Origin of the sequence: Streptomyces sp. WM6378 (genome assembly GCF_001279695.1) — a bacterium.
Classification (GTDB): Bacteria; Actinomycetota; Actinomycetes; order Streptomycetales; family Streptomycetaceae; genus Streptomyces.
Genome location: NZ_LGDD01000306.1, coordinates 42077 through 63920, shown reverse-complemented (window position 1 = coordinate 63920; position 21844 = coordinate 42077). Strand labels below are relative to the sequence as shown.

At 71.9% G+C, this 21844-nt stretch carries 20 protein-coding genes; 12 read left to right on the top strand and 8 right to left on the bottom strand.

The annotated features are described in order from the left end of the window. Positions 1–44: 44 nt before the first annotated feature. A complete protein-coding gene (locus tag ADK54_RS28035; RefSeq protein WP_053728514.1) occupies positions 45–647 on the top strand; it encodes a TetR/AcrR family transcriptional regulator in 603 nt (200 codons plus the stop codon). Positions 648–742: 95 nt separating this feature from the next. After that, complete coding sequence (locus tag ADK54_RS28030; RefSeq protein WP_053728513.1) at positions 743–2089, top strand: FAD-dependent oxidoreductase; 1347 nt, start codon at positions 743–745, stop codon at positions 2087–2089. A 13-nt stretch (positions 2090–2102) separates the two neighbouring features. Here the strand turns inward: ADK54_RS28030 and ADK54_RS28025 are convergent, their stop codons facing one another. Continuing rightward, positions 2103–2465 (bottom strand): ArsR/SmtB family transcription factor, encoded by a 363-nt coding sequence (locus ADK54_RS28025; RefSeq protein ID WP_420717410.1) that lies wholly within the window; start codon positions 2463–2465, stop codon positions 2103–2105. Positions 2466–2560: 95 nt separating this feature from the next. Between ADK54_RS28025 and ADK54_RS28020 the strand changes: the two genes are divergently transcribed. After that, on the top strand, positions 2561–3664 hold the full coding sequence (locus ADK54_RS28020) for an NADH:flavin oxidoreductase/NADH oxidase (protein WP_199827048.1): 1104 nt from the start codon (positions 2561–2563) through the stop codon (positions 3662–3664). Positions 3665–3677: 13 nt separating this feature from the next. Here the strand turns inward: ADK54_RS28020 and ADK54_RS28015 are convergent, their stop codons facing one another. Both ADK54_RS28015 and ADK54_RS28010 read right to left on the bottom strand, forming a co-directional pair. Next, positions 3678–5564: a neutral/alkaline non-lysosomal ceramidase N-terminal domain-containing protein gene (locus ADK54_RS28015; protein ID WP_053728512.1), complete on the bottom strand. Its 1887-nt coding sequence runs from the start codon at positions 5562–5564 to the stop codon at positions 3678–3680. 10 nt (positions 5565–5574) lie between these two features. Continuing rightward, positions 5575–6399 (bottom strand): class II aldolase/adducin family protein, encoded by an 825-nt coding sequence (locus ADK54_RS28010; protein WP_078966691.1) that lies wholly within the window; start codon positions 6397–6399, stop codon positions 5575–5577. 138 nt (positions 6400–6537) lie between these two features. Between ADK54_RS28010 and ADK54_RS28005 the strand changes: the two genes are divergently transcribed. The 5 genes from ADK54_RS28005 to ADK54_RS27985 all read left to right on the top strand — a co-directional run bounded on the left by ADK54_RS28005 (position 6538) and on the right by ADK54_RS27985 (position 11088). Continuing rightward, positions 6538–7146 (top strand): TetR/AcrR family transcriptional regulator, encoded by a 609-nt coding sequence (locus tag ADK54_RS28005; RefSeq protein WP_053728511.1) that lies wholly within the window; start codon positions 6538–6540, stop codon positions 7144–7146. Positions 7147–7235: 89 nt separating this feature from the next. Next, entirely contained in the window at positions 7236–8324 is a 1089-nt protein-coding gene (locus ADK54_RS28000) for a WD40/YVTN/BNR-like repeat-containing protein (protein WP_053728510.1), read from the top strand. A gap of 45 nt (positions 8325–8369) precedes the next feature. Continuing rightward, a complete protein-coding gene (locus ADK54_RS27995; protein WP_053728668.1) occupies positions 8370–9047 on the top strand; it encodes a uracil-DNA glycosylase in 678 nt (225 codons plus the stop codon). Then, a complete protein-coding gene (locus ADK54_RS27990; RefSeq protein WP_107090636.1) occupies positions 9044–10027 on the top strand; it encodes an N-acetylglucosamine kinase in 984 nt (327 codons plus the stop codon). Before ADK54_RS27995 ends, ADK54_RS27990 begins: the two co-directional genes overlap by 4 nt. A 131-nt stretch (positions 10028–10158) precedes the next feature. Next, a complete protein-coding gene (locus ADK54_RS27985; protein WP_078966690.1) occupies positions 10159–11088 on the top strand; it encodes a sirohydrochlorin chelatase in 930 nt (309 codons plus the stop codon). A gap of 67 nt (positions 11089–11155) precedes the next feature. Here the strand turns inward: ADK54_RS27985 and ADK54_RS27980 are convergent, their stop codons facing one another. Together ADK54_RS27980 and ADK54_RS27975 are read right to left on the bottom strand one after the other, a co-directional pair. Beyond that, complete coding sequence (locus tag ADK54_RS27980) at positions 11156–12199, bottom strand: lactonase family protein (protein WP_053728508.1); 1044 nt, start codon at positions 12197–12199, stop codon at positions 11156–11158. A 117-nt stretch (positions 12200–12316) separates the two neighbouring features. After that, positions 12317–12538 (bottom strand): hypothetical protein, encoded by a 222-nt coding sequence (locus ADK54_RS27975; protein WP_053728507.1) that lies wholly within the window; start codon positions 12536–12538, stop codon positions 12317–12319. A gap of 329 nt (positions 12539–12867) precedes the next feature. Here ADK54_RS27975 and ADK54_RS27970 point away from each other — a divergent pair, with 329 nt between their 5' ends. Further along, the gene (locus ADK54_RS27970; RefSeq protein ID WP_053728666.1) at positions 12868–13455 is read left to right on the top strand and encodes a DNA-binding protein; all 588 of its coding nucleotides are present in this window, start codon (positions 12868–12870) and stop codon (positions 13453–13455) included. A 40-nt stretch (positions 13456–13495) separates the two neighbouring features. Here the strand turns inward: ADK54_RS27970 and ADK54_RS27965 are convergent, their stop codons facing one another. Continuing rightward, complete coding sequence (locus ADK54_RS27965; RefSeq protein ID WP_053728506.1) at positions 13496–15001, bottom strand: FUSC family protein; 1506 nt, start codon at positions 14999–15001, stop codon at positions 13496–13498. A 236-nt stretch (positions 15002–15237) separates the two neighbouring features. Here ADK54_RS27965 and ADK54_RS27960 point away from each other — a divergent pair, with 236 nt between their 5' ends. From ADK54_RS27960 to ADK54_RS27950, 3 genes are all read left to right on the top strand, one after another. After that, a complete protein-coding gene (locus ADK54_RS27960; RefSeq protein WP_053728505.1) occupies positions 15238–15714 on the top strand; it encodes an Lrp/AsnC family transcriptional regulator in 477 nt (158 codons plus the stop codon). 28 nt (positions 15715–15742) lie between these two features. Continuing rightward, positions 15743–16441: an HAD family hydrolase gene (locus ADK54_RS27955; protein WP_053728504.1), complete on the top strand. Its 699-nt coding sequence runs from the start codon at positions 15743–15745 to the stop codon at positions 16439–16441. A gap of 231 nt (positions 16442–16672) precedes the next feature. Beyond that, a complete protein-coding gene (locus tag ADK54_RS27950; RefSeq protein ID WP_053728503.1) occupies positions 16673–17725 on the top strand; it encodes a chitinase in 1053 nt (350 codons plus the stop codon). 86 nt (positions 17726–17811) lie between these two features. Here ADK54_RS27950 and ADK54_RS46275 read toward each other — a convergent pair whose 3' ends face one another. Both ADK54_RS46275 and ADK54_RS27940 read right to left on the bottom strand, forming a co-directional pair. Then, complete coding sequence (locus tag ADK54_RS46275; protein WP_234392237.1) at positions 17812–18264, bottom strand: luciferase family protein; 453 nt, start codon at positions 18262–18264, stop codon at positions 17812–17814. 135 nt (positions 18265–18399) lie between these two features. Next, positions 18400–21516 carry a non-ribosomal peptide synthetase gene (locus ADK54_RS27940; protein WP_078966689.1) on the bottom strand — a complete coding sequence of 1039 codons (3117 nt, stop codon included), beginning with the start codon at positions 21514–21516 and terminating at the stop codon, positions 18400–18402. Between the last annotated feature and the right edge of the window lie 328 nt (positions 21517–21844).

The following is a 21844-nucleotide window of genomic DNA, read 5'->3' as shown; positions in this document are numbered from 1 at the left end:
CCTGAGTATATTGGCTCCAAGCCAGTCAACGCAGGAGTTACAGCATGTCCCCGCGCAGCGCATCGGTCAATGAAGAACTGCGCAGACGTTCTCGCGAGCGGCTGCTGCAAGCCACTGTGGAGCTGGTGGCGGAACGTGGCTATGAGTCGACGACCCTCGGCGACATCGCGGACCGGGCCGGTTCGGCCCGCGGCCTGGTGTCGTACTACTTCCCGGGCAAGCGCCAGCTGCTCCAGTCCGCGGTGCACCGCCTCATGCACCTCACGCTTGAGGCGGGCCTGGAGCGCGAGCCGCGGAGCGCCGACGGGCGCGAGCGGCTTGCCCGCGCCATAGACGCGATCCTCGGACTCACGCACTCCCAGCCGGTCCTCATGCGGGCCCACATGGCGGGCATCCTGCAGGCCCAGGGGTTCGTGCAGTGCCCGGAGCAGCAGCGCCTGGCCGCCCTTCTGCGGGACACCGTGGAGCGCTACGGCTCGCAGGACGTGGACACCGAGTACCCGCTGCTGCGGGCCAACCTGATGGGCGCCGTCTTCGCCGCGCTCCTTCCGGGCGCCCCGATGGACGCGACGACCCTGCGGACCGAGCTGTTCCAGCGGTACGGACTCGACTGGGAGCTGGGCGTGCCGCCCGAACCGACCCCCTGACCGGCGGCGCATGTCTACCCGCCGTGCGCACAGCGGTGCCATCCTGAAGGTCCTCTGCGGACTTCTGCGGTTCTCTCTCCCAAGGAGCACCCGCCATGCTGCGCATCGCCGTCGTCGGATCCGGGCCGAGCGGGGTCTACACCGCCCAGAGCCTGCTGGAGCAGAGCGCGGTCGCACAGGTCCACGTGGACGTCCTGGACCGGCTGCCGTGCCCGTACGGCCTGGTCCGCTACGGGGTCGCCCCGGACCACGAGAAGATCAAGTCGCTGCAGAACAATCTCCGCACCGTCCTTGAGGACGGCCGCATCCGTTTCCTGGGGCACGTCGAGGTGGGCCCGGGCGGCGTCCCGCCGGAGCTGCTGCTGCGGCTCTACCACGCGGTGGTGTACTGCGTCGGCGCCAAGTCCGACCGGCATCTGGGGATTCCCGGCGAGGACCTGCCCGGCAGTTTCTCCGCGACCGAGTTCGTGTCCTGGTACAGCGCGCACCCCGACAGTGACCCCAACTCCTTCGTTCTGGGCGCGCGTTCGGCCGTGGTGATCGGTGCGGGCAATGTGGCGGTGGACGTCGCGCGGATGCTGGCCCGCGGCGCGGACGAGCTGCGGCCGACCGATGTGCCGCAGTCCGCGCTCGGCGCGCTCGCCGTCAGCCGGGTGCGCGAGGTCCACATGGCGGCCCGGCGCGGCCCCTCGCAGGCCCGGTTCACCACCAAGGAGCTGCGGGAGCTGGGCGCGCTGCCGGGCGCGGACGTGACGGTGGACGCCGCCGAGCTGGCCCGGGACCCGGACTTCGTCGATCCGTCCGCGCTGCCGGGCGCGGTCCGGCGCAATGTGGAGGTGCTGCGCGGCTGGGTGGGGCGCGGGCAGCGACCGGGCGTACGCCAACTTCATCTGCGGTTCTATCTGCGCCCCGTGGAGCTCGTGGAGCGGGACGGCAGGGTGGGCGCGGTGCGCTTCGAGCGGACGGTGCCGGACGGCGCGGGCGGGGTGCTCGGCACCGGGACGTACGAGGACATCGAGGCACAGCTGGTGCTGCGGGCGGTCGGCTACCGCGGGGTGCCGCCGCAGGGGCTGCCGTTCGACCCGGCGACGGGGACCGTGCCGCACGCGGCGGGCCGGGTGCTGCGCGAGGGGGCGCCGTCGCCGGGCGAGTACGTGGCGGGCTGGATCAAGCGCGGCCCGACGGGCGTGATCGGCACCAACCGCCCCTGCGCGAAGGAGACGGTGACCTCGCTCCTCCAGGACGCCCCGCGCCTGGCCGAACGCCCGGTGGCGGCCGAACCGCTCGACGCGCTGCGGGAGTTGGGACTTCACCCGGTCACCTGGCAGGGCTGGCTGGCGATCGAGCGCGCCGAGGCCGAGCTCGGGCAGTCGCTGGGGCGCCGCTCGGTGAAGATCCCCGACTGGGACGGGCTGCTCGCGGCCGCGCTGAACCCACGCTGAGGCGGGCCGGCTCTCAGGCGACGTCGCCGAGCCGCTCGGCCTCCCGTCCGGCCGCGTCCAGGATGGTGTCGAGCAGACCGGGGAAGAGGGCGTCGAGGTCGGCGCGGCGCAGGCCGTTCATCTTGGCGGTGCCCCGGTAGACCTGCTGGATCACGCCGCTCTCGCGCAGCACGCGGAAGTGGTGGGTGGTCGTCGACTTGGTGACGGGCAGCACGAAGTGCGAGCACGAGAGCTCGCCCTCGGTCGTGGCGAGCGCCCGGACCACCCGCATCCGCATCGGGTCGGACAGCGCGTGCAGGATGCACTCCAGGCGGATCTCGTCGCGCGCCGGGTGGGCGACTTCACGGGTGTTCGTCGGGGTGGTCACGGACGCCATTGTACGAAACTTATCGTAGTTTGACATCTCCCGTACTACGAGAGCTACCGTACGAAGCGTTCCCGGCGCCGCACCAGCGCCCCGGGCCGTTTCGACTGGAGTCTGCCGTGCCTGCTGCGAGTGCCCTTTTCGAGCCCTACACCCTGCGGTCCGTGACCGTCCCGAACCGGGTCTGGATGGCACCGATGTGCCAGTACTCGGCCGAGGTCTTCGGACCGAACGCGGGCGTGGCCCACGACTGGCACTTCGCCCACTACGCGGCCCGTGCCGCCGGCGGCACGGGCCTGATCCTGGTCGAGGCCACGGCCGTCAGCCCCGAGGGCCGGATCTCGCCCGCGGACCTCGGCATCTGGAACGACACCCAGGTCGAGGCGCTGCGCCGGATCACCACCTTCCTGGAGAGCCAGGGCACCGTCCCCGGCATCCAGATCGGGCACGCCGGCCGCAAGGCCTCCACGGACCGCCCCTGGCTGGGCGGCGCACCCCTGGGCCCGGACAGCGAGGAGGGCTGGCAGCCGCTCGGCCCGAGCCCGGTGGCCTGGGACGAGCGCCACACCGTTCCCACCGAGCTGACGGTCGATCAGATCAAGGAGGTCGTCGGCCAGTTCGCCGACGCCGCCCGCCGGGCCCTCGACGCCGGTTTCAAGGTCGTCGAGATCCATGGCGCGCACGGCTACCTGATCGGCGAGTTCCTCTCCCCGCACTCCAACCGGCGCACCGACGAGTACGGCGGCTCGTTCGAGAACCGCTCCCGCTTCGCCCTCGAAGTCACCGACGCCGTACGGTCGGTGTGGCCCGAGGAACTGCCGCTCTTCTTCCGCGTCTCCGCCACCGACTGGCTGGAGGAGGGCGGCTGGGACGCCGACGAGACGGTCCGCCTGGCAGCCCTGCTCAAGGAGCACGGCGTGGACCTCCTCGACGTGTCGAGCGGCGGCAACGCCTCGGGCGTACGCATCCCGACCGGGCCCGGCTACCAGGTGCCGTTCGCCGAGCGGGTGCACAACGAGAGCCCGCTCGCGGTCGCGGCCGTCGGCCTGATCACCGAGCCGGTGCAGGCCGAGAAGATCCTCGCGAACGGCGAGGCGGACGCGGTCCTGCTGGGCCGCGAGCTCCTGCGCAACCCGTCGTGGGCCCGCCAGGCGGCCCGTGAGCTGGGCGGCGAGGTGCACGTGCCGCACCAGTATCACCGGTCGGTCTGAGCCGCACCGGCATTCACCCGACCTCGAAGGGCTCGCTCACTCCGGTGAACGGGCCCTTCGTCGCGCTGTCGCCGTGGTACGCGATGCGGTAGGAGCCCGGCGGTGTGTCCGGCGGGATGTTCCAGGTGACCGTGGCGACCGAGGTCGCGCCGCCGGAGCGGGCCCAGCGGAACACCGTGGACCAGTCGCCGTCGTCGGCGATGCGCGTCCATGATCCGTCGTCGCCCCGGCGCTCCACGGTCAGGTAACTGCCGCCCCTGCGCAGGTTGTTGGAGGGGTGGGCGGCTACGAAGGAGGCGGTGGCGCGGCGGCCGATGAGCGAGAAGTCCAGTACGTCGCCGTAGCGCCGGCCCGGGTGCGGGGCGTCTGCGGCCGTGCGGCGGTGCCGCCGGCCCACCGGCACGGCGGGCTCCGGCGTGCCGGGGTCGACCGGGGTGCCGTCGCGCATCGCGGTGGCGAGGCCCGCCACGGTCTGGCAGAGCGCGGGCAGCTCCCAGCGCCCGAAGAGCGTGCTGCCGCCCTCGTACTCCTGCGCGTCGTACTCCTCGGGCGTCGTCACGTAGTGGACGTACCCGTTGCTGTACCCGGCGACCAGGACGTCGGACAGCTCCGCGCCGACGATCGCGGCGACCGTACGCCGCAGCCGCAGACCGGCGACGATGGTGACCTCGCCGGGAACGCCGATGAGGAACAGCGGCCCTATGCGCAGGAGTTGGACGGCCGCACGCTCCTGGACCATCGGCAGGATTCGGTTGACGGGGCCCGCGGGCAGGGCGAGCGCCTTGGGGTACTGGGCGTCGCGCAGGGCGGGCGCGAAGGGGTAGACGAGCCGCCGCGAGACCGCGTCCCACACGGGGTTGGCGCCGGGCCGGAACCCCTTGAAGCCGGGGCCGTCGACCCGGGCGCCGGCGAACGCGGCCGCTCCGGCGACGGGTGGCGAGGTGCGGTGCGTACGCCCGTCGCCGGTGAACTCGGGGCGCACGTCGACGGCGGAGAGGTGGACGTGGGTGGCGCGGGAGTCGAGCCCGCCGGAGATCTCCTTGCCACCGGTGAGCGCGGCCGCGGCCTGGTACTGGCGGGTGCCGATGATCCGGGTGTTCTCGAACTCGTCGCCGGTCGGTCCGCACCCGGGCGCCAGGGCCAGGTTCGGCGACATGTCGCCCGCGTTGGTCTGCGCGAAGGCGGTCACCAACTCCGGTTCGGTGTCGGCGAGATGGTCCACTCCGGCCACTTCTCGCTCCCAACGCAGGGCGGCGTAGCCCTTGTTGTCGGCGCTGATCAGCCGGTTGCGGTTGGTCATGCTGGTGTTGTGGGTGGCGAACCAGTTGACGGCCGCCGCAAGTCGGCCGTCGCGCTCGACGGTGAGCAGAGTGGTCGCCGGGTCGATGGCGCCGGGGAAGTGCGCGCGGTCGGCCGCCGGGTTGCGCTCGAAAGCCCGGCGCGAACGGTTGACGCTGGCGTCGGTCAACTCGCCATGGGATAGCCCGAGTTGAGCGGGAGCCAGGTCGGCGATCGCCGACCTGGCGGCCTCCGTGATGCCGTCGGTGATCGCGCGGAACGTCTGCTCGCGGAAGCCGCCGGTGTTGCCGTTGTAGAGCGCGTGGTGGAAGTAGCCGCCGGGCCCGCAGTGGGTGTGGGTGGCGGTCAGCATCACGTTGGCCGCGCCGTAGCCGTCGGGAAGGCGCCGCAGCACCTCCCGCACGACGGCGTCCGACATCAGCGGCAGTTCGCACACGACGAGCAGCAGCCGGGCCCCGCCCTCCCCGAAGGCGAAGGCGCGGGCCCGCTGGCGGGTGTGGATGCCCGCGCTCTGCTGGTCCGCCTTGCCGTAGCCGAGCATGCCGCACTCGGCGGCCTCTCCGGTGATGTCGGCGATGCCGCGCCCGGCTTGAAATGCCATACAGCAAAGGCTAGTTGACGTAATCCGGGTCGGAGTCGGCGATCTGTTCGTAGAGCGGCTGGGCCTGGAACCAGCCCGCGAAGTGGCCGCCGAGCTGGCCTCGGGCGTGCAGGGCGGTGTCGCGGTCGATGTGCTTGGGGGTGCCGGCGGCCATGGCCAGGAGCTGGGCCTGGCAGGAGCGCTCCATGGTGGTGAACCACCACACCGCCTCGGCGACCGACTGGCCGACGGTGAGCAGCCCGTGGTTCTGGAGGATCACCGCCTTGTACGCGCCGAGTGCGGCGCCGATCCGCTTGCCTTCCTCGGCGTCGCTGACGACGCCCCGGTAGTCGCCGTAGAGGCCGTGGTCCTCGAAGAAGGCGCAGGCGTCCTGGGTGATGGGGTCGAGCGGGATGCCGAGGGAGGAGAACGCCTTGCCGTGCAGGGAGTGCGCGTGGGCGGCGGCGATCGCGTCGGGGCGGGCCTGGTGGACGGCCGCGTGGATGACGAACGCGGCGCGGTTCACCGGGCGGGTGCCGTGCACGAGGTTGCCCGCGTGGTCGACGAGGATCAGGTCGGACGCCTTGATCCGACCGAAGCTCATGCCGAACGGGTTCACCCAGAACCGGTCGGTGTGCTCCGGGTCGCGGACGGTGATGTGCCCGGCCACGCCTTCGGAGAAGCCGAAGCGGCCGAACAGCCGGAATCCGGCGGCGAGTTGCTCCTTGCGGTAGCGGCGCTCCTCCTCGACGTCCTCGAAGACGGGCGGCAGGGGAATGGTGACCCCTTCGGGCATGGGGCCCGCCGCGCCCGCGATCAGCTCGGCGGGGGCGGGGGCCGCGCCTTCGTCACTCATGTGCGTTCCTCCTGGCGGGACTTGCGGGTGGGCTGAAAGGAGTTGCCGGGGAGCCCGTATCGGATACATTCACGTATCCGATACGCGTTCGGATGCTTTCCGAGCGCGTACGCGCTGTCAAGGGTCCGGGAGTGACGAGTGCCCAAGGGAACGACGAAGCGCCGGCCGCAGACGCTGGCCCGGCTGCTCGACGCCGCGCTGGAGGTGTTCGCCGAGTCGGGGTTCGGGGCGGCCAGGATCGAGGACGTCTGCCGGCGCGCGGGCTACACCCGGGGCGCCTTCTACTCCAACTTCTCCTCCAAGGAGGAGCTGTTCTTCGCCCTCTTCGACGCGCACGCGGCACGCGAGCTGGAGCGGATCACCAGGCTGGCCGACGAGACGGACGACCGGGACCTGTCAGCGGCGCGGATCGCCGCTCTGCTCGCGCACGTCGAGCCCGACGAGCGCACCTGGTTCCTGGTGACCACCGAGTTCACGCTGTACGCGATCCGCAAGCCGGAGGCGGCCGCCCGGCTCGCCGATCATGACGCACGCCTGCGCGAGGAGGCGGCGGCCCTGCTCGGCGGCCTCCTCACGAGGGCCGGGCTCCGGCCGCGCGGCGATCTGGCGGAACTCGTGCGGGTCGTGGTCGCGCTGCGTGAGGGGGCGCTCGGCCAGAGTTACGTGGAGCCGGATGTCCTGGCCCCCGGCACCCTTGCCGAACGGTTCCTGCCCTACCTCGTGGAAGCGGTGACGAGACCCCTCTGAGCTGCCGCTTTCCCGCCATGTGGGCCGTTGTCAGTGGCCGGGTGCACACTGGCCACTATCCGGAACAACGGCGTTTTGGAGGGACCGGCATGACCGAGGTATTGCTCACGGTGGGTACGCGCAAGGGGCTCTTCGTCGGCCGCAGGCGCGGCGGGACCTGGGAGTTCGAGGGGCCGCACTTCAACGCCCAGGCGGTGTACTCCGTCGCCATCGACACGCGGTACGAGCCGTCGCCCCGGCTCCTGGTCGGCGGGGACAGCGCGCACTGGGGGCCGTCCGTGTTCCACTCCGACGACCTGGGCCGCACCTGGACCGAGCCGAAGCAACCGGCGGTGAAATTCCCGGAGTTCACGGGCGCTTCGCTGGAGCGGGTGTGGCAGCTGCGCCCGGCGGGGCCCGAGGCGCCGGGTGTGGTGTACGCGGGGACGGAGCCGGCCGCGCTGTTCCGCTCGGCGGACGGCGGGGAGAGCTTCGAGCTCGTACGGCCCCTGTGGGAGCATCCGACGCGCTCGCGGTGGGTGCCCGGCGGCGGGGGCGAGGGACTGCACACCATCGTCACGGACCCGCGCGACACCCGGGCGCTGACGGTCGCCGTGTCGACGGCGGGGGTGTTCCGCACCAAGGACGGCGGGGAGAGCTGGGCCCCGGCGAACAAGGGCGTCTCGGCGGTGTTCTTGCCGGACCCGAACCCGGAGTTCGGCCAGTGCGTCCACAAGATCGCCCAGGACCCGGCCGACCCGGACCGGCTCTATCTGCAGAACCACTGGGGCGTCTACCGCAGCGACGACGCCGGTGAGCAGTGGACGGACATCGGCGCGGGCCTGCCCTCCACCTTCGGCTTCGCGGCCGCCACCCACCCGCGCCGCTCCGGCACCGCCTACGTCTTTCCGATCACGGCCGACTCCGACCGGGTTCCGGCGGACAACAAGTGCCGGGTCTTCCGCACCGAGGACGCGGGCAAGAACTGGGAGCCGCTCTCGGCGGGCCTGCCGCAGGACGCCCACTACGGCACGGTGCTGCGCGACGCGCTGTGCACCGACGACGCCGATCCGGCCGGGGTGTACTTCGGCAACCGCAACGGCGAGGTGTACGCGAGCGCCGATGACGGCGACAGCTGGAGCCTGCTCGCCTCGCACCTGCCGGACGTGCTGTGCGTACGGGCGGCGGTGATCGGTTGACGGGGGCGGGAATGCGGCGGGTGCTGCGCCAGTAGAGTGACGGCCGTGGCAGCACGACCGTTGAAAGAGATCGTCGAGCCCGGCTGGGCGGACGCACTGGAACCCGTGGCCGGAAGGGTCGCCGCGATGGGCGACTTCCTCCGGGAAGAGATCGCGGCAGGACGCACTTATTTGCCGTCAGGACCGAATGTGCTGCGCGCTTTCCAGCAGCCGTTCCACGAGGTGCGGGTGCTGATCGTCGGCCAGGACCCCTATCCGACGCCGGGGCACGCGGTGGGCCTGTCGTTCTCGGTGGCGCCCGAAGTGCGGCCGCTGCCGGGCAGTTTGGAGAACATCTTCCGCGAGCTGAACTCCGACCTGGGCGCGCCGAGGCCGGCCAACGGCGACCTGACGCCCTGGACGAAACAGGGGGTGCTGCTGCTCAACAGGGCGCTCACGACGGCACCCCGCAAGCCCGCCGCCCACCGGGGCAAGGGCTGGGAAGAGGTCACCGAACAGGCCATCCGGGCGCTGGTCGCCCGCGGCACCCCGCTGGTGTCGGTGCTGTGGGGCCGCGACGCCCGCAATCTGCGCCCGCTGCTCGGCGACCTCCCGGCGATCGAGTCCGCGCACCCCTCCCCCATGTCGGCGGACCGCGGCTTCTTCGGCTCGCGCCCCTTCAGCCGTACGAACGAACTTCTTCAGCGGCAGGGCGCGCAGCCTGTCGACTGGCGCCTTCCGTGACGGACGCCGGCGCGCCCTGGGTGCTGGGGGTCGACTCCGGGGGATCCGGTGTTCGGTTCGCGCTGCGCCGTGCCGAGCCGGGCTCCCCGGCCGAGGTCATCACCTCGAAGGAGCCGGTACGGACCGGTCCCGGCGGGATCGACGCCGGGCACCTTCTCGGTCAACTGCTCCCCGCCGTCGAGGAGTTGAGGGTGCGCGCCGGGGCGGACCGGATCGCGGCAGTGGCGGTGGGAGCTGCCGGGATGGCCACGCTCGGTGACGAGTTGCGGGCCGAACTGCCCGGCGCCCTGGCCCGTTCGCTCGGCGTTCGCACGCTCGCCCTGGCCGCCGATGCGGTCACCGCGTACGCGGGCGCGCTCGGCCAGCGGGCCGGGGCGGTCGTCGCCGCGGGGACGGGGATGATCGCGCTCGGCACGGATCTCGCAGCATGGCGGCGGGCCGACGGCTGGGGGCATCTGCTCGGCGACTGCGGCAGCGGCGCCTGGATCGGCCGGGCCGGTCTGGAAGCGGCGCTGCGCGGCCACGACGGGCGACGGGGCGGTTCGGCGGCGCTGCTCGACCGCCTCACGGCGGTGTTCGGTGCGCCCGGGGACCTTCCGGGACTGCTGTATCCGCGCAGCGACCGGCCCGCCGTGCTCGCCTCGTTCGCGCCCGAGGTCGCGGGCTGCGCCGAGGCCGACCCGGTGGCCGCGGGCATCCTGCGGGACGCGGCCCGGCACATCGTCGAGGCGGCCGCCGCGGTCTGCCCGGCGGGCACCGGCGAGGAGCCCCAAGTGGCGCTCACCGGCGGCCTGTTCAAACTGGGCGAGCCTCTTCTCGTACCGCTGCGGCGGGAGTTGCGCCGCCAACTCCCGCAGGCCCGGACGGCCGAGGCGGCCGGCGATCCCCTCGACGGCTCGTTGCTCATCGCGGCGGGCCTCGCGGGCGGGGGGCTGCGACTGCCGCGGGACCCGCGCATGTTGTGGATCGCGACCGAGTGAGCGCGAGTGAGTGCCGAGACAGATCAGGACAGTTGATCTTTATGCCACTCTCCGGGAAAAACGGGACAGATACCGCTCAGCTGTCCCCTCCCCGAACAGCCGCCCACGCAAAACCAGTAGCATGCGACGCCATGAGCACCCCCACTGGGCCAGCATCCGGCCTGCCCGTACGAATGCCGCGACCCCGCCAGTCCGGCCGGCACCGCCGCCCGGAACCGGTGGTTGCTCCGGAGGGCGCGCCCGCGCTCGTTCTCGCCGTTCCCGGCGCTCCCGGCCCCGCTGTGCGCAGCCTGGCCGAAGAAGTCATCAGCATCGCCCGCTCCGAGCTGCCCGGCCTGCACGCCCGTATCGGCTACCTGGACAGCACCGAAGCCGAATCCGCCGAGTACCCCACGCTCGACGCCGTTCTCGCCCACACCGCCGCCGAGCGCAGCGCGCGCGTCGAGCAGGCGCGTGCCGCGGGCCGCGAGGTCGCCGAGCCCGAGGGCCCGGCCGCCGTGGTCGTCCCGCTGCTCGCGGGCCCCGACAGCGCCCTGATCCGCCGGATACGGCAGGCGGTCATGGACAGCCGCGCGGCCGCCGAGCTGACCGATGTGCTCGGCCCGCACCCGCTGCTCGCCGAGGGCCTGCACGTGCGGCTCTCCGAGGCCGGTCTGGCCCGCGCCGACCGCGCCCGGCTCTTCACGGTCGCGACCGCCGCCGACGGGATCATCCTGGCGACGGTGGGCGGCGAGGAGGCCGTCCAGGCCGCCGGGATCACCGGCATGCTGCTCGCCGCGCGCCTCGCCGTGCCGGTGATGGCCGCGGCCCTCGACCAGGAGGGCGCGATCGCGGCGATGGCCGCACAGCTGCGCGGCTCGGGTTCGGTGCAGCTCGCCGTCGCCCCGTACCTGATCGGCCCGGAAGTGGCCGAGGGGCTGCTCGACGCCGCCGCCAAGGAAGCCGAGTGCGCCGTCGCCGAGGCGCTCGGCGCCTACCCGGCGATCGGCAAGCTGGTCCTGTCGCAGTACGCGGCCGCGCTGGGCATCACCCCGCAGCCGCAGGGATCGCCGGTCCACTGACCGTACGTACGACCTGAGAGGCGGGGCCCGCACCGGACGTCCGGTGCGGGCCCCGTCGCGTCACCGGTCAGCGGAAGACGACGCACGAGGCGGCGGGCGCCTCGATGGAACCGGCCCGGGCGGGGATGCCGGTGGCCGGGTCGATGTCGAACCAGGTCACGTCGCCAGAGCGCTCGTTGGCGGCGTACAGGCGGCGCCCGGACGGGTCCAGGGTGAGATCGCGCGGCCAGCGCCCGCCGCAGTCCACGGTGGTGACGAGGCGGGCCTGCTCGCCCGTCGCGTCCAGCGCGAGAACGGCGATCGAGTCGTGCCCGCGGTTGGCCGCCCAGACGAAGCGCCCGTCGTGCGCGACGACGACCTCCGAGGGGTACGTCGCCGTACTCACGCCGTCCTCGACGACGGGCACCTCGTGGAGGGCTTCGAGGCTGCCGCCCTCCGCGTCCCAGCGGCACACGGTGAGCGTCGGCACGAGCTCGTTGAGGACGTACGCGTGGCGGCCACCGGGGTGGAAGGCGAGGTGGCGGGGACCGGTTCCGGGCCGCAGCGCGGTCTCGGCGTGCAGCCGCAGGGCGCCGGTCCCTGGGTCGAGCGCACAGACGCGTACGGAGTCGGTGCCGAGGTCGACGCTCACGACCCAGCGGCCGCTCGGATCGGCCAGCACCTGGTGGGCGTGCGGCCCCTGCTGGCGGTCGGGGTGCGGGCCGGAGCCGTGGTGCGCGAGCACGGACGCGGCCGGGCCCGGGCTGCCGTCGGGACGGACCGGGAGCGCGGTGACGCTGCCGGAGTCGTAGTTGGCGGTGACGAGATGCCCGGCGGCGAGGGCGAGATGGGTGGGCCCGGCGCCGCGTACGGGCACGGGCTCGCCGAGGAGCAGGGGAACGTCTTCGCCGACATCGAAGGCGGCGGCCGTCCCGACGGCGTTCTCCCCCACGGCGTACAGGAGGGCTCCGTCCACGGAGGGCACCATGAACGAAGGATTGGCGAGGGCGTCCGTGGACCCGAGCGGGGTGAGCGCCCCGGTTGCCTCGTCCACGGCGACCGCGGTCACCCCGTGCCCGCCCGCCGTGGTGAACGACCCGATGAATGCCCGCGCGACCCTGTCCGTGCCCACCCTGCAGCCCCTCTCCACCGTGACCGCCCCGCACTCCGGGACCCGGCCCGCACACCGCTGTGCTCCGGCGACGGTAGCAGGGGGGGTCTAGACCAGCTGGGAGTTGTGCTCGGCCGCTCAGCCCGCGAAGAACGGGATCTCCGTGCCGTGCACTTGGCGCATGTGACGCCTGATCTTCACCCGCGCGTCCACCTCGGCCGAGGCATTGCCGCCCTGCACCGCGTGGCGAAGCTCGGCGAGGAGGAGGGAGCACGGTCCGCACCCTTGCACTCCGTGGATCGGCGGGGCCGAGGGCGGCATCTCGTAGTCGCCGTTGCCCGGCGGATGGCTGGCATACATGGGTTGCTCCCTTGGATCGGGCCGGCCCGCTGTAGGCGGCTAGGAGATCGTCGCTCGCCCTCTCGGACGTATCTCTCCCCGAACCAACACCAGTTGGGACACCTCGGCGGTAGCTTCGGAGAAGGCCCAAACGTCTGCACCAAGGGGGTTGACAGGTGAATATGGGACTGCGCTCAGCCCTGGACGACGCGGGCATGACCCCCCGCAGGCTGGCCAACCTGGTGGGGGTGTCGGCGAAGCAGGTGGAACGATGGCTCGGTGACGCCGAGTTGACACCGCACGCGAGGAACAGGGCCGATGCCTGCCGGGCGCTGGGAGTGGATGAAGAGATGGTGTGGCCGCAAGCCGTGAAGGACCGGATCAAGACGGGCAACGACCGCGAGCTCGTGCACTCGTACCCGTATCGCTCCGCCTGCCCGTCCACCGTGTGGGCCGAGCTGGTGGAAGGGGCCGAGGAAGAGCTGTTCCTCGCGGGGTACACGAACTACTTCTTCTTCACGCAGGTCCCGGCGTTCCCCGAGACGCTTCGCCGGAAGGTGAAGTCAGGGTGCCGGGTGCGGTTCCTGCTGGGCGACCCCGGAGGCGAGGTGACACGGCAGCGGGAGGCCGTCGAGGACGTGGCCCTGAGCGTGTCCACCCGGATCCGGATCACGCTGGAGCACCTGGACCGTCTCGCCGTGGAAGGGCTGGAGGCTCGCTTCAGCGCCGCTCTGGATGCCATCAACCATGTGTCGCTGTCCGTGTTCCGGTTCGACCACGACGCGCTGGTCACCCCGCACCTCGCGAGGCTGGTCGGCCACGATTCGCCCTTGATGCACCTGCGGCGCCATGGCGACGGCGGCATGTTCGACCGGTTCGCGGAGCACGCCGAGGAGCTCTGGAGCAGGGGCGTACCGGTCGGGGAGCGCCGGGCCTGACGCGGCCCCGCCATCCACTCGGTGACGGGGCCGGCCCGGCTCAGGCCACCGCCAAGGCCGCCCGAGGCGAGGACCGCAGTGGTGCGGCCAGCTCTCCCAGGGCCCGCTCCAAGCCGTGCAGGTGGGTGAGGGCGGCTTCCGCGCCCGGGTGGTGGTGGGGGGCCGGGAGCGCGGTGAGGGCGGTCCACGGGGACGGGTCCGGCGACGGGGAGACCAGGGTCGCCACCGCCGCTTCCACGCGCTGGCACGCCGCGGTGAGGCGGGCGTCGTGGGAGGCGGCCGGGTCGGCGGCCACCGCGGCGAGGCCCCGCACCTCGCGGGCACAGTCGTCGAGCAGGACGAGGACCTGGTGGGCGCGGGCCCTGCGGGCGCGCAGCGGGCTCAGGGGGTGGACGAGCGGGGCCAGCGAGAGGCGTACGCGGCCGAGCAGGATCTCCAGTTCGGCGGCGCGGGGCGCGGGGTCGGCGCTCTCGTCCCCGGCGAGCCGGTGCGCGGCCGCCGCGGTGCAGCGGTGTACGCAGTGCAGGGCCCGCTGGATCCACGCGTCGGTGGCGGCGTGCGTGCTGACCGGCAGGACCAGGGCGACGCCGACGACCGCGCCAAGGGCGCCCACCGCCGTCTCCTGGACGCGGAGCACGAGCAGCCCGGGGTGCAGCACGCCGAGCAGGCCGTAGAGCAGGCCCGCCATGACGGTGACGAAGAACATCATCCAGCTGTAGCTGGGCGCGGCCGTGTAGAAGATGCCGAAGACGCACACCGCGACCAGCACCGCGGTGGGGGCCGGGGCTCCGTGCAGCGGGATCGCGATGAGCAGCCCGGCGGCGATGCCGGTGACCGTGCCGAGCACCCGGCGGAAGCCGCGTACCAGGGTCTCGCCACGCGACGCGGTGTTCACGAAGATCCACCAGGCGGCGCCGACGGCCCAGTACCAGCGGGCCTCGGAGAGCACCTGGCCCACGCCGAGCGCGATGGCGCAGGCCACCGTCGCCTGGAAGGCCTGGCGGGTGGTGGGGCGGGCGAGTCCGCGACCGGTGAGCGCAGCCGGGGCGGCGGGCGGGGCGGTGCGCCGCTCGATGCACCACACCCCGAACCTGACGCCCGCCGAGGCCGCGATCGCGAGTGCAACTGCCCCGTAGAGTTCGGGTAGTTGAGAGGGAACCGCGTGCAGGAACTGGGTCGTGAAGAACATCATGAAGGCGAAGATCCCGAGCGCCTGGCCGCGCGGGCCCCAGCGCCGGGCGTACACCCCTGCGAAGATCACCGCGAGCCAGCAGGCGTCGCGCGGCAGCGGGGTGCCGTGCAGCGCGGCCGCCAGGGCGAGCACAGGAAAACCGACGGCGGGGAGCAGCGCGGTGGTGGTCGCCTGGGCGCGGACGGTGGCGTCGCCGACCGTGAACAGGGCGAGCAGCGAGGCTAGGCCCGCGGTGATCGACGCGGGCAGGGGGAGCCCGCAGAGTTCCGCGGCGGTCACCGACAGGCTCACGCCGACAACGGCTCGCAGCGAAACACGCAGTCGCAAAAGCCCCGGGTCCGGAGCCACAAACATCCTCTTCACGGCGATTGCCGCGCCCCCTTTACGTGAACTACGCGAACATTCGCTTCAGGCATGACAAAGGCGCCGCTGGGCCAGGACCGGCATCGTCACCGTCCCGCGCGCTGCGCGGCGCCATCTACCCCAGAGGAAAACATCCGGAGTGACACTGGCTCAACCGAGCTCCGGATCACTGCGCCATTGGTACAGTCGATGCCCTGTTGACAGGACCAGAAGGGAGCCATCGGGACGTGACGGTGGACACACTCGACACCCGGATCCTGCGGTTGCTCATCGAGCAGCCGCGCACCAGCATCCGCGAGTACGCGCGCATCCTCGGCGTCGCCCGCGGCACGCTCCAGGCCCGCCTCGACCGGATGGAGCGGGACGGCGTGATCACCGGCACCGGCCCCGCGCTCTCCCCCGCGGCCCTCGGCCACCCGGTGCTCGCCTTCGTCCACATCGAGGTGACCCAGGGCCACCTGGACGAGGTCGGCGACGCGCTCGCCGCCGTGCCCGAGATCATCGAGGCGTTCTCGATCACCGGCGGCGGCGATCTCCTGACCCGGGTCGCGGCCCGCGACAACGCCCACCTCGAAGACGTCATCCAGCGCCTCATCCAACTCCCCGGCGTCGTCCGCACGCGTACGGAAGTGGCGCTGCGCGAGCGGGTGGCGCACCGGCTGCTGCCGCTGGTCGAGTCGGTGGGGCGCGCCTCCGCGAAGTGACCGACGCGCGACGCCCCCACCCCTTGGCATGCTGGGACGCATGCGCACATCACATACCACTTCGGTCATCTTCGATCTCGACGGCACACTCGTGGACAGCGAGCCGAACTATTACGAGGCCGCGCGTCAGGTGCTCGCGCGCTACGGCCTGCCCGACTTCACCTGGGAGCAGCACGCCCGCTTCATCGGCATCGGAACCCGCGAGACGCTGGAGATCCTGGACCGGCAGCACACGCTGACCGGGCCGATCGAGGAGATGCTGGCGGCGAAGAACGCCGCCTATCTGGAGCTGGCGCGCGCCTCCACCGAGGTCTTCCCCGAGATGCGCAAGTTCGTGGAGCGGCTGCATGCGGAGGGCGTACGGATGGCGGTGGCCTCGGGTTCCTCGCGCTCGGCGATCGACGCGATCCTGGCGGGCACCGGCCTCGATTCCTTCATGGAGCTCGTCGTGTCGGCCGAAGAGGTCGAGCACGGGAAGCCCGAGCCCGACGTCTTCCTGGAGGCCGCCCGCCGTCTCGGCGCGGCCCCCGCCGACTGCGTGATCCTGGAGGACGCTCCGCCCGGAGCGGCAGCGGCGCACGCCGCCGGGATGCGCTGCATCGCCGTCCCCTATCTGCCGCAGAGCGCCGACGACCCGGCGTTCGCGACGGCGAGCCTGCTCTTCCCGGGCGGCCAGGGGGAGTTCAGCACCGAGCGTGCCTACGACTGGATGAGGGCGTCGGCGTAACCCCCCAACACCCGCTGTGCGTAAGCCGCCTGATGGTCCGACAGACCCGTCATCACCTCTCTGATCTGATGGTCCAACAGGTCCAGGATCTGGTGCGTCCGATGCGATTGACGGCAGGTCTGGACCAATCTACGGTGTGGGTCGCCACCCCTCGCACCTCCTCAGGTCCCCCCACGGTCCAGGAGTCGCCGCGCCCCCACCGCGGCCGCTCCCGGAGGCAAGGAGCACAGCATGATCGGTCGTACGTTACGTCTGCTGGGAGCCGGACTGGTGCTGGCTCTCGCCGCGCAGGCCCCGGTGGCCGCGGCGCCGAGCGCGCCTCGGGCCGACACCTGCGCGGTCAAGTCGAGACCCTCGGGCAAGGTGCTCCAGGGGTACTGGGAGAACTGGGACGGCGCGGCCAACGGCGTTCATCCGCCGCTGGGTTGGATCCCGGTGACCGATTCCCGTATCGGCGGCCACGGCTACAACGTCATCAACGCCGCCTTCCCGGTGATCCGTTCGGACGGCACCGTGTTGTGGGAGGACGGCATGGACTCGACGGTGAAGGTGCCCACGCCCGCCGAGATGTGCCGGGCGAAGGCCGACGGCCAGACGATCCTCATGTCCATCGGCGGGGCCGCGGCCGGCATCGACCTCAGTTCGAGCGCTGTCGCCGACCGGTTCGTGGCGACCATCGTGCCGATCCTCAAGCAGTACAACTTCGACGGCATCGACATCGACATCGAGACCGGCCTGGTGGGCAGCGGGAACATCAACACCCTGTCCGCCTCGCAGGCCAACCTCATCCGCATCATCGACGGTGTGCTCGCCCAGATGCCCTCGAACTTCGGCCTGACGATGGCCCCGGAGACGGCGTACGTCACCGGGGGCAGCGTGACATACGGCTCGATCTGGGGCGCGTACCTGCCCGTCGTGAAGAAGTACGCGGACAACGGCCGGCTGTGGTGGCTCAACATGCAGTACTACAACGGCAGCATGTACGGCTGCTCCGGCGATTCGTACGAGGCCGGTACGGTCGCCGGGTTCACCGCGCAGACCACCTGCCTCGACAAGGGCCTCATCGTCCAGGGCGCCACGATCAAGGTGCCGTACGACAAGCAGGTGCCGGGCCTGCCCGCCCAACCAGGCGCCGGTGGCGGCTACATGACACCAAGCCAGGTGTCCCAAGCCTGGAACACCTACAGTGGTGCGCTCAAGGGCCTGATGACGTGGTCCATCAACTGGGACGGCTCGAAGAACTGGACGTTCGGCGACAACGTCAAGGCGCTGCAAGGTCGTTGATTCCCGCACATGGCTGCGCCGCACATAGCGGGCCCGCACATGTTCGTGGGCCCGCACATGTCGGCGGGCCCCACTGCAGGCAGTCCTCACACGGCCCGGGGGCCATGCGGCAGGAACCGGCCGACCGCCCGCCTCGCCGCGGGGAACACGCCCGCGGCCGGGAGCTCCAGAACGGTCTGCTCCGGCACCCGCTGGAGCACGGCGGCGGGGCGGTACCAGGTGCACGGCGAGGGAAGGGGGTGCGGCGGGCTGCCGGTGTGGGCCTTGAGGGCGACGCTGACCAGCGTGAGCAGCAGGTCCACATCCGAGTCGCAGTCGAGCAGTATGGTCACCCACGCCGACCCGGGCTTCAGCCGGATCGCCGTGCTGTGCCGCAGCTCGGGACGCAGCCGCTCGATCGCCATGTGGGTGAGATGCAGGTCGGCCGCGAATCCGGAATGGAAATGCACCACTTCGTATTCCGCCGCGAAAAGAGCCTCCCCAACTGCGCAGCGAGGTGGGCCACTTACCAGGTTCGGCCATGATTGCAATTGGTCCATGGCGCGATGAGCCGCGGTCATGGCGCCATCCTCGCGCACACTTCACCCGGAGGACCACCCCCAGCCACCCATTGATGAGTTTCATGGCCGATCCATGTCCGGCCGCCTGCGGACGAAGCCAATGCCCGGCGGTATTCACCTCTGATTCATCTTCTGTACAGGTGACCAATTCTGGCGGGTGAGCTCGGCCACGACCACCGCGATCCCCCGCACGGTCGGGTCCTCGAAGTACGCGTCCAGGGGGACGTCGACGCCGAGCCGGTCGAGGAGCCGCGCCGAGATCTGGGTCATCGTGATCGAGTGGCCCCCGAGGTCGAACAGGTCCTCGGTGTCGCCGACGTCGGGCAGCCGCAGCACCTCGCACCACACCTCCCGTACCGCCTCCAGCGGGGTGTCCCCCACCGCGGCTGCGGGGGCGGGCACATCGGGCGGGGCGGGCAGCGCTCGCCTGTCGAGCTTTCCGTTCGGTGTGAGCGGCAGGGCGTCGAGCGCGACGAGGACTTCCGGAACCATGTATGCCGCGAGCTCCGCCGCCAGCGCCCGGCGTACGGCACCCGGCTCCGCGCCGCCGACGTGGTAGGCGACGAGGCGCCCGTCCCGTACGGCCGCCGCCGCCCGGTCCACGCCGGGCACGGCGAGGAGCCGCGATTCGATCTCGCCGAGTTCGATCCGGTAGCCCCGGAGCTTGATCTGGTCGTCGTTCCTGCCCAGGAATTCAAGGCGCCCGTCGTCCCGGTACCGCGCCCGGTCGCCGGTGCGGTAGATCCGGCTGCCGGGCGGCCCGAACGGGTCGGGCAGGAAGCGCTCCCGGTCCAGGTCGGGCCGACCGAGGTAGCCGCGGGCGAGCCCGGTCCCCGCGATGTACAGGTCGCCCGCCACACCCACAGGGACCGGCGACAGGTGTGCGTCGAGCACATAGGTACGGGTGTTGGCCAACGGCCGGCCGATCGCCACTCGGTCCGGTTCCCTGGCGACCTCGCCCTCGGTGACCTCGTCAGCGGTCGACCAGATGGTGGTCTCCGTCGGCCCGTACACATTGACCAGCCGTCCGACCATGGGCCGCAGCCGGCGCGCGAGCGCGGGCGGGAGCGCCTCGCCGCCGGTCAGCGCGGTGACGGTGGTGTCGTCGAAGCCCGCGTCCAGGAGCATCGCCCAGCCGGTCGGGGTGGCCTGGATGTGGGTGATGCCGTGCCGGGCCACGAGTTCACCCAGCGCCCCACCGTCGCGCGTCTGACTCTGGCCCGCCACCACCACCGTGGCGCCGGTGACGAGCGGAAGGAACAGTTCAAGGCCTGAGATGTCGAACGACACCGAGGTCAGCGCGAGCCACCTGTCGGCGGGCCGGGCGTCGAGCAGGTCACGCAGCGACAGCAGCAGATTGGTCAGCGAACGGTGCTCGATCTGCACGCCTTTGGGGCGGCCGGTAGAACCGGAGGTGTAGATGACGTACGCGAGATCGGCGGGAGCGGCCTGCCGGGGGCGCCGCCCGGCATTCACGGGCGCCGTATTTGACACTGCATCAGATATTGCGGTGTCGGCGCATGCGACGAGATCGGCGTCGCCGAGTTCCAGAGCGGCCTTCGAATCCGCCGCGATGAACTCCAGGCGTTGTGCGGGGTATTCGGGATCCAGCGGAATGTACGCCGCCCCCGACTTGAGCACCCCCAGCAGCGCCACCACAAGCCGCTCCGAGCGCTTCGCCCGTACGGTGACGCGGTCCCCGGGGCCGATGCCTCTGCCCCGCAACCGGTGTGCGAGGCGTTCGGCCGCGGCGTCCAGCTCGGCGTAGCTGAGCCGGCGGTCGGCGTGCACGACGGCCACCGCGTCAGGCGTGCGAGTCACCTGTTCCGCGAACAGCTCCGGGAGCGTTTTCCCAGGCTGTTCCGCAGCGGTGTCGTTCCACTCGACGAGCAGGCGCTCGCGCTCATCGGCATCGAGCAGCGGCAGGTGCGTGAGCGCGGTGTCCGGGTCGGCGACGACCCGGGTGAGCAGCGTCAGCCAGTGACGGGCGATGCTCCGCGGCGCCTCGCGCCACGCATCCCGCTTCGGGCACTGGAGGAGCACGCTCAACTCCCCTGGAGCGTCGGCGACTTCGATGCGCAGGGCGTTGCGAGCCGTGTGGCTGGAGGGCGACCAGTCGGCCCGCGCCGTGAGCCCGCGGAAGTGGGGTACGGCCTCCGGGCGGCGGTAGGACATCGAGACCTGCGCCAGCGCGACGCCCGGCTTCACCCCGACACCGACCCGCCCGAGCGGCACATCACGCACCGGGTACAGCTCGCGCAGCCCCGCCCGCACCGCGCGGGCGAACTCCTCGAACGTGGCGTCGGCCTCCGGCGCGGAGGAGAACGGCAGCTCATTCACGTACACGCCGATACGGTCCTGCTGCTCGGGGGTGCGCGTGCCGAGGTCGATCGCGGTGACCGGCGTGCGGTTTCCGTACCGGAACAGGAGGGCGTGCAGGGACGCGACGATCAGCTCGAAGCGGGTCACGCCGATCCGGCGCGCCACCGGGCCGAGCCCCTCGCGCAGCTCATCGGGGAAGCGGAACTCCACCGATTCCCCCTCGGTCACCCCGTGGGCGGGGCGGTCGAGCCCGGGCAGCATCAACTCGTCGTCAGCAAGCGGATGGCAGGCCCAATAGGCTTGTGCCAAGGGCAAGTCGGCGGCGATCCGATCCTCCTCGGCGCCCGGCGGTTCGGCCGGGAGGAGTTCCGGAACCCCTGCGTCGGCCCCCGTCGCCTCGGCCCGGTAGAAGGCCGCGAGGTCGGCGAGGAGCAGGCCCATCGACTGCCCGTCGAAGACGAGGTGGTGGGCGACGACGAGCAGCCGGTGCTCGCGCGGGCCGGCGCTCAGCAGCACCAGCCTGCAGAGCGGCCCGCGGGCGAGGTCGAAGGGCGCGACGACGTGCCGCCGCACCGCACCCGGGCCGTGCCGCTCGACGACAAGCTCGGGCAGCCGGGCAGCCGGGACCAGGAAGGGCGCGCCCGCCCGGTCCTCGACCGCGCTCGTCAGGGCCTCGTGCCTGCGCACGGTGGCGGCGACGGCCCGCCGCAGCGCGGCCACGTCCAGATCGCCCTCGAAGCGTACGGAGAAGGGCAGATGATGGACAGTCAGACAATCGTCGAGCCGCTCGTTGAACCAGATGCCGCTCTGCGCGGCGGAGGCGGGGCGCGGCGAAGCGGGATGTGGTCGAGTGCGGAGGGCGGGGGCCGAGGGCGGCTCGGGGTCGGACTCGGCAGGGGCAGCGGACATCGAACACGTCCTGTCACCGTCGATGCGGTCTCGGTAGCAAAGGCACATCCCCCGGGTACCGCGGCGGGAACAAGCCCCTCCGATCGGCTGACTCAATCTGCCTGATGCCGATGCGAATACGCAATACCTTGATCAATGTCCTTAACTTCTCGCTACATCCGACCGGCCGGACCGGACCGCCCCAGGAATGCCAGGCATGACAGCCGAGTTGGGGCGGATGCGAACAGCCGACCATTGACAGGTTCGGCGGCACTGATCAATCATCGCGGTCAGACCAGACCGGCCGACGGTGCGAGTGCGGCCCTCGATCGCATGCCCCGACGGCGGC